The following is a 6,311-nucleotide window of genomic DNA, read 5'->3' as shown; positions in this document are numbered from 1 at the left end:
GGCCGGCCGCGTGGCGCCGGCGGCCGGCAGCGTCGACCCGGCCGGAAGCGGACCCGCCACAGGCGGATCCGTCGGAAGCGGACCGGCCGGGTGCGGACCGGCCGGGACGCACAGCCGGTAGCCGACCCCGCGGACCGTCTCGATGAGCGAGGGGGCCGCCGGCAGGTCGATCTTGCGGCGCAGGTAGCGGACGTACTGGTCGACGATGTTGGAGGTGGCGTCGAAGGCGTCGTCCCAGACGTGCTCGGTGATGTAGGTGCGGGTGAGCGCCTGGTCGGGATGGCGCAGCAGCAGGTGCAGCAGGGCGAACTCCTTGGCGGACAGGTCTACCGGCGCCCCGGCGCGCCAGACCCGGTGCCCGGCCGGGTCGAGTTCGACCGCGCCGGCGCGCAGCACGACGGGCCGGTGCACCGCGCCGCGGCGGACCAGCGCGCGCAGCCGGGCGGTGAGCTCGCCGAAGCTGAACGGCTTGGGCAGGTAGTCGTCGGCGCCGGCGTCCAGGCCGCGGATGCGGTCGTCGACGTCGACGCGCGCGGTGAGCATGAGCACGGGCGCCCAGCGATGGCCGGCACGCAACCGGCGGCACACCTCGAACCCGTCGATGCCGGGCAGCATGAGGTCCAGGACGATCGCGTCGTAGGCGATCTCGGTGGCTCGCCAGACGGCGTCGATCCCGTCGCCGACGACGTCGACGGCGTACCCCTCCTCGACGAGGCCGCGGCGCAGCACCGCGGCGGTACGCATCTCGTCCTCCACAACCAGGACCCGCATGCACCGATGGTAGGAGCCGCCGGATGTGACGGCGATGTGGACGCCGCCGGGTCGTTGGGCGGGTCAGCCAGGCCGGCCCGGCAGCCGGGCGGCGAGCAGGCCGATGCCCGCGGCGGCCCCGGCGAGCAGGGCGAACAGGGCCGTCACCCAGTCGCTGCCGGCGCGCGACTGCAGCAGGCTCAGCAGCGCGACGCCCAGCGACGCGGCGAGCTGCACCGCCATGAAGATCGAGGTGGTGCCCTGCGGCTGCTCGGCCGGCGGCAGGGTGCGGTACAGGCTGGCCACCGTCGGTGCGGCGGTGAGGCCGAAGCCAAGCCCGACGGCGACGAACAGCGCGCAGACGGCGGCGAGCGGGAGGCGCTCGCCGCTCGCCGCGAAGATGGCCAGCAGCACGGTGGTCGCGCCGGCGCCGGTGCGCACGAGGGAACGCGCGCCGACGCGATCGCTGATCCGCCCGCCGGTCGTCATCGACACGAGCAGCCCGAGCCCGAGGGCGCAGACCAGCAGCCCCTGGTCGAGGCCGTGCAGGCCGTGCTGGTCGAGGCCGACCACCGGCAGTGCCGCGGTCTGCCCGTACATGATCAGCCCGACCAGACCCATCACCGCGATGCTCGCGGCAAAGCCGGGCCGGCGCAGCAGCCGCAGGTCGAGCGCGGGAGTGGCGGTCGTGGTGAACGCATGGCGCACGTAGGCGGCGAGCAGGACGATCCCGCCCGCCGCGGCGGCGAGGACCGGCCAGTCGCCGGCCTGCTCGCCGGCCCGGTTGACCGCGAACAGCACACCGAGGTAGCCCGCGGTGAGCAGGACCAGGCCGCGCAGGTCGGCGCCGGGGCGGGTCGCCGCGGGGTCCGGCCGGCCGGCCGGGACGTAGGCCAGGGTGGCGGCGCCCACCAGCAGCCCGAGCGGAATGTTGACCGCGAACAGCCACTGCCAGTGGCCGGTCTCCAGCAGCAGGCCGCCGAGAATCGGGCCGGCGGCGGGCGCGACGTTGACGACCGTGGCCATCACGCTGAGCACCCGGCCCATCGACTCCCGGGTGGCCAGCGCCGCGGACAGCGTCATCGCGCTCGGTTCGAGCAGGCCGCCGCCGAAGCCCTGCAGCGCCCGGAAGCCGATGAGCATCCCCGGCGAGCGGGCCACCGTGCACAGCAGCGAGCCGAGCAGGAACAGGCCGAGGCCGGTGAGGAACACCGTGCGCCCGCCGAAGCGGGCGTTCGCCCAGCTCAGCAGCGGCAGGGCCGTCGCCGCGGCGAGCAGGTAGGCGATCATCACCCAGACGACGGTGGTCAGCGGGGCGGAGAAGGCGTCAGCCAGCGGGCCGAGGGCCACGGCGACGACGGTGCCGTCGAGTACCGCGAGCAGCGCCGCGCCGGCGAGCGCGACCAGGGCCGGCCCGGTGCGCACCCCCGACGCCGACGCCGACGCCGTGACGGCGGGCTCCCCGAAGTCTTCCTTTACGCTCATGGGACCAGACTAAACTACACGGTTTAGTAAAGCCATAACCGCCTACAGTAAGGGTGGCAGCGGCGGCGCAGAGGTGAGGGTGGGGCCCGATGGCGGGACGACAGCGCGGGGTCGACAAGCACCGGGCCATCCTCGACGCCGCGGCGCCGATCTTCGGCACGCAGGGATACGAGCGGGCCAGCGTGGACGCGATCGCCGCGGCGGCCGGGGTGTCCAAGCCGACCATCTACAGCTACTTCGGCGGCAAGGAGAACCTGTTCCGCGAGTCGGTCGCCGACTCCGCCGTCGAGCAGAACGGCGACGCGCTGCGCGTGCTGCAGACCCTGGACGTCTCCCCCGAGCGCTGGCAGGCGAGCCTGTTCGAGGTGGGCGCGAAGCTGGTGGAGTGCCAGCGCAGCACCTGCTCGATGTTCCTGTACCGCACGATCGCCGCCGAGTCCGCCCGCGATCCCGAGGTCTACCGCACGGTGCGGGAGAAGGCCGGCGACCCGATCCTCGACGCGCTCACCGGACGTCTGGCGGTGCTCGGCAACGCCGGGCTGCTGCAGGTGGCCGACCCGGCGCTCGCCGCCCGCCAGTTCTTCGCGCTGATCAACGCGCAGATCCCCGAGCTGACCGAGAACGGCACGCGCCCGGCGGCGGACGAGGTCGTGCGCCGCGCCGTGCAGGCCGGCGTGCGCACGTTCCTGCTCGCCCATGGCGTCCCCGACCCTCAGCCGCCGGCCGCCACCACGGTGTCCGAGGGCGCGCATCCCCCTGTGGCCTGACCGCCCGTCTGCTGCTCGTCTGCTGCTCGTCTGCGGCGATCTGACGACTCTGCCGATCTGGCGACTCTGACCGCGGATGATCGCGGAAGTCCAGGCCGCGCCCGGCAGCCGGGAACGCGCAGGGCCGGGCCGACCCCCACCTCGGGGAGTCGGCCCGGCCCAGGGCGTGCGCCGGACGGGGCCGGCTGGCGTTGGCGTCGGGTCCCGCGGACGGGACCCGACGGGGTCACTTCGCGCCGGCGGTCAGGATCTTCTGGCCGTCGTAGGACGTGCCGGTGGCGAAGAAGGTCTTCTTCGTCGAGTCCCAGCGCTGGCCCAGCAGGGTGTTGTTGAACAGCCGGGTCAGGCCGGGGACCGGGTTGGTCCTGGTGAAGTCCAGCGGCGGGACGAGCTGCAGGTCCAGACCCTTGGTCTGGTTGAGCTGCGCCAGCAGGGACTTGGCGGTGAGGTCACCGGTGACCTTCTTGCCGACCTGCTCGACGATCTGGACCGCCAGCCAGCCACCGACGGTGGAGGTGGAGTGCCGCAGGTTCTTCGCCGCGTCCTTGTCACCCGCGGCGAAGTCCGCGTCGAGCTCGGACTGCAACCGGGTCAGCTCCGGGTACTTGGCGCTCTGGTTGAACAGCGGGAAGGCGCCGACGGCGTAGAAGTTCTTCGCGGCGGGCCCGAGCTTGACCAGGTTCGCGTCCGAGATGGTGCCCGCGGCGTGGCAGTAGCTCAGCTTGTCGCCACCGGCCTGGATGAGGCCGATCGCGCTGGGCTCGGCCAGACCCATCGTCACACCCTGGGCGCCGGCGTCGGTGACCCGGGCCGCGACGGGAGCGTAGTCACTCGTCGTCACCGCCACCTTGATCTCCTGGGTGCCGACCCCGGCGGACTTCCCGCCGAGCCCGGCCAGGACCCCGAGGCGGGCGGCAGCGGCGATGTCGTAGTTGACGACACCCATCTTGCTGATCTTTGCGGAGTCCTTGAGGAGCTGCGCGCAGACGGCCTCGTAGTACGTCGACGCCGGCTGGTAGACATAGCTGATCTTGGAGGTGAGGTCCGAGCCGTCGCCGGCGACGCCCGAGCTGCCGATGCTGGGGATCCCACCCTTCTCCAGGATGGCGTTGATGCCGCCCGCGGTGCTGAAGGCGGAGACGACGGCGAGGTACTTGCCGTCCACCGCCTTCTGCGCGCAGGCCTCGCCCGCCGCCTGGTCGTTCTTCGAGTCGCACACGTCGATCTGCACCGGATGGCCGTTGATGCCGCCACGCTTGTTCAGCGCGCGCACGGCGGCCTTCGCCGCTCCGGCCTGCTCCGGGAAGTTCGTCGTCGACGTCGTCAGCGGCACGATGGACATCAGCTTCACCGGGCTGGCCTTCGGCCCGTCCGTGGCCGGTGCCGACTCCCCCGTCGTCCCCGACGAACCACACGCGGCCAAAGCCAGCGTGGCCCCCACCGCCAGCGCCGCCATCGCGCTTCTGGACCGCATTGTCTTCCTCATCTTTCGCCGGAACCCACTCTCATTCGTCCCCGTTCCTCCACCCGACCGCCGCCGTCCCGCCGGCCGGCCCCGCGGGCCCGGCCAGGCCGCGCCGGCCGGGACGTTCACACCCCGTCGAGCAGCACGGCCCGCTCCGGGCAGGCCTGCGCTGCCCGCCGGGCAAGCTCCGCCTGCGCGCCGTCGGCCGGCACGTCCGGGACACTCACCTCGCCGTAGCCGCTGTCGTCGTCGGTGAACAGCGCGGGGGCGAGGTCGTAACAGCGCCCGTGCCCCTGGCAGCGGGCGTCGTCGATCGTGAGCCTCATGCCTGTCCCGCCGCCGTCGGCCAGGTCAGTGCCAGCGAGTCCAGGCCGCGCAGCGTCGAGCCGTTCCAGGTGATGCTCGCCCCCGGCGCCAGGGAGTACTCGGGGATGAGCCGGTGCCACTCGCGCAGCACGGTGCGCAGCTCCAGCCGGGCCAGGTGGGAGCCCAGGCAGCGGTGCGGGCCGCCGCCGAAGGCCAGATGCCGCCGGTCGTCGCGGTCGAGGTCGACGACACCGGCGCGCGGGTCGGCGTCCGGGTCGAGGTTGCCCGACGCCAGCATGACGTGGACCATCTCGCCCTTCTTGATCGGGCAGCCGGCGACCTCGGTGTCGCGGGTGACGATCCGCGGGACGGCCATCACCGGGGTCTCCCAGCGCAGCAGCTCCTCGACGATGGTCGGGATCGTCGCCGGGTCGGCGACGATCCGCTGCCGCGCGTCGGGGTGCTCCAGCAGGTAGGACAGGATGCAGGTGAGGCTGATGGTGACGGTGTCCAGCCCGGCCATCATGAGCATGAAGCAGATCCCGAGCAGCTCCGGCTCGGTCAGCGGCCGACCCTCGATCTCGGCCCTGAGCAGCTCGGTGATGAGGTCGTCGCGGGGCTCGGCGCGGCGCTGCGCGAGGACCGTCCCGAACAGGGTGAACACCTGCGTGCCGGCCTCGGTCTGGATCCGCAGTTTCTCCTCGGGGTCGTCGGTGAACGACTCCGGTCGGATCAGCGCATCCTTGATGTGCAGCAGGGCCGGCAGCTCGGACTGCGGCAGGCCGAACAGGGTGAGGAACACCGAGCAGGGCAGCGGAACGGCGAGGTCGGTGGCGAAGTCACAGGCACCGCGGTCGAGGAAGCTCTCGATGGTGGCGACCGTGTTCGCCACGACGTCGGCCTCCAACGCGGCCATCCGCCGCGGGGAGAACAGCGGGTCCAGAATGCGCCGGTACTTGGCGTGGTCGGGCGGGTCGACGCCCATCGGGATGGCGGGCAGCGGGCTGGCCATCAGCTCGGGGATCAGGTTGGAGAACACCTCGGGGTTGCGCAGGACCTCGTCGATCTCGGCCCGGCGCAGGATCTGGATCCAGCCCTCGTGTCCCTCGTCGTAGTCCACCGGGCACTGCGCCCGCAGCCGGGAGAAGTAGGCCCGCGGGTCCTCGGCGCGCCGGCGTTCGTGCTCGGTCCAGTCCAGCGTCGCGGCTCGCAGGCCGTGGCCGCCGTCGGCGGGCGCCGCCGCGCCCGCGGTGTCGTCTGGCATGTGGTGTTCCTCCAGGATCAGTGGGACGTTCCGCCCGGGGCACGGACGGGGGAGGTCAGGACAAGGGAGCCCGGTCAGGCCAGGGAGCCCGATCAGGCCAGGAGACCGTCCGGCGAGGGAGCCCGGCCAGACCAGGAGACCGTCAGGCGAGGTAGCCCTGCTCGATGAGCGCCGGGTCCGCGCGGGCCTGCGCGGCCGGTCCGGACCAGCGGACCCGGCCGCGGCTGAGCACCACGGCCCGGTCGGCGATCCGCAGCGCCGCGCGGACGTGCTG

Annotated in this window: 6 protein-coding genes; 1 reads left to right on the top strand and 5 read right to left on the bottom strand. The window is 73.0% G+C overall.

Features of this window, described 5'->3' with window-relative positions:
- Positions 1–771, bottom strand: a 771-nt coding sequence (locus ND748_RS22365; RefSeq protein ID WP_374216000.1) for a response regulator transcription factor, incomplete at its 3' end; no start/stop codon positions are given.
- Positions 772–834: 63 nt separating this feature from the next.
- On the bottom strand, positions 835–2,235 hold the full coding sequence (locus ND748_RS22360; protein ID WP_251747933.1) for an MFS transporter: 1,401 nt from the start codon (positions 2,233–2,235) through the stop codon (positions 835–837).
- Positions 2,236–2,324: 89 nt separating this feature from the next.
- On the opposite strand from ND748_RS22360, the gene ND748_RS22355 reads away from it, so the two are divergent.
- The gene (locus ND748_RS22355) at positions 2,325–3,002 is read left to right on the top strand and encodes a TetR/AcrR family transcriptional regulator (RefSeq protein WP_251747932.1); all 678 of its coding nucleotides are present in this window, start codon (positions 2,325–2,327) and stop codon (positions 3,000–3,002) included.
- Between the two features lie 226 nt (positions 3,003–3,228).
- On the opposite strand, the gene ND748_RS22350 is transcribed toward ND748_RS22355, so the two are convergent.
- From ND748_RS22350 to ND748_RS22340, 3 genes are all read right to left on the bottom strand, one after another.
- Positions 3,229–4,476 carry an ABC transporter substrate-binding protein gene (locus ND748_RS22350; RefSeq protein WP_251747931.1) on the bottom strand — a complete coding sequence of 416 codons (1,248 nt, stop codon included), beginning with the start codon at positions 4,474–4,476 and terminating at the stop codon, positions 3,229–3,231.
- A gap of 116 nt (positions 4,477–4,592) precedes the next feature.
- Positions 4,593–4,793 (bottom strand): ferredoxin, encoded by a 201-nt coding sequence (locus ND748_RS22345; protein ID WP_251747930.1) that lies wholly within the window; start codon positions 4,791–4,793, stop codon positions 4,593–4,595.
- Positions 4,790–6,037 carry a cytochrome P450 gene (locus ND748_RS22340; RefSeq protein WP_251747929.1) on the bottom strand — a complete coding sequence of 416 codons (1,248 nt, stop codon included), beginning with the start codon at positions 6,035–6,037 and terminating at the stop codon, positions 4,790–4,792. The genes ND748_RS22345 and ND748_RS22340 overlap by 4 nt, the downstream gene beginning before the upstream one ends.
- Between the last annotated feature and the right edge of the window lie 274 nt (positions 6,038–6,311).

It is taken from the genome of Frankia sp. AiPs1 (assembly GCF_023716945.1).
Classification (GTDB): domain Bacteria; phylum Actinomycetota; class Actinomycetes; order Frankiales; family Frankiaceae; genus Frankia.
The sequence above is the reverse complement of the archived record's forward strand: the minus strand, read 5'-3'. Positions and strand labels throughout refer to the sequence as shown.

What these genes read in the sequence shown, in the direction of transcription:
- ND748_RS22360 (WP_251747933.1), bottom strand. Translation starts at nt 2,235, where the DNA reads ATGAGCGTAAAGGAAGACTTCGGGGAGCCCGCCGTCACGGCGTCGGCG.
- ND748_RS22355 (WP_251747932.1), top strand. Translation starts at nt 2,325, where the DNA reads ATGGCGGGACGACAGCGCGGGGTCGACAAGCACCGGGCCATCCTCGAC.
- ND748_RS22350 (WP_251747931.1), bottom strand. Translation starts at nt 4,476, where the DNA reads ATGCGGTCCAGAAGCGCGATGGCGGCGCTGGCGGTGGGGGCCACGCTG.
- ND748_RS22345 (WP_251747930.1), bottom strand. Translation starts at nt 4,793, where the DNA reads ATGAGGCTCACGATCGACGACGCCCGCTGCCAGGGGCACGGGCGCTGT.
- ND748_RS22340 (WP_251747929.1), bottom strand. Translation starts at nt 6,037, where the DNA reads ATGCCAGACGACACCGCGGGCGCGGCGGCGCCCGCCGACGGCGGCCAC.